Source organism: Dactylosporangium darangshiense (genome assembly GCF_039537565.1).
Lineage (GTDB): Bacteria > Actinomycetota > Actinomycetes > Mycobacteriales > Micromonosporaceae > Dactylosporangium > Dactylosporangium darangshiense.
In genome coordinates, this window is the sequence record NZ_BAABAT010000228.1 from 1 (window position 1) to 629 (window position 629).

Sequence of the window (629 nt, forward strand, 5' to 3'; positions counted from 1 at the left end):
ATGATGGCTTCGGCAGAGTGGAATCCGAAGGCTCTGCGAACGATGAGTCGGATTTTCGTGTTCATTGACTCGACGAGGGCGTTGGACAGTCGATGCTCGATCGAGGCGACGATGGCGTCGCGGTTGCGGACGACACGTTGGGCGAGTCGGACGAATTGGGGTAGTCGGCAGCGGCGGGCCCAGCTGATCCACCGGTCGAGGGCTTCCACCGCCTCGGTCGGGCTGCGCCGGGCGATGGCGAACACGGTGCGCAGGCCTTCCTTGAGCGCCCAGGCCCGGTGCAACGCAGGGTTGGTCTTGGCGATCCAGGCCAACTGCTCACGCTGACGGTCGGTGAGGTGCTCGGGGTTCTTCCACAGCGCCCACCGCGCGTCCTTGAGTGTCTTGGTGACCCCTGTGGCACTGCGGTTGCGGCTGCGACCGCGGGTTTCACCGCGGACGGCGTTCCAGGCGATGCGCCGTTGCTCGTCCAGGGCTTCGGTGGCCCAGGTGACGACGTGGTACGGGTCGGCCGCCCGGATCGCCTGCGGGCAGTGCGTGGCGATGACCTCGTTCATCCACCGCGCGCTGTCGGAGGAGATGTGGGTCAGCTGCGCGCACCGGCGCGGTCCCAGCAGCGTGAAGAACGC

Annotated in this window: 1 protein-coding gene; it reads right to left on the reverse strand. The window is 67.4% G+C overall.

From position 1 onward, the window contains the following. Positions 1-629: transposase (locus ABD901_RS58840; RefSeq protein ID WP_345145157.1), on the reverse strand; the 629-nt coding region annotated here is incomplete at both ends.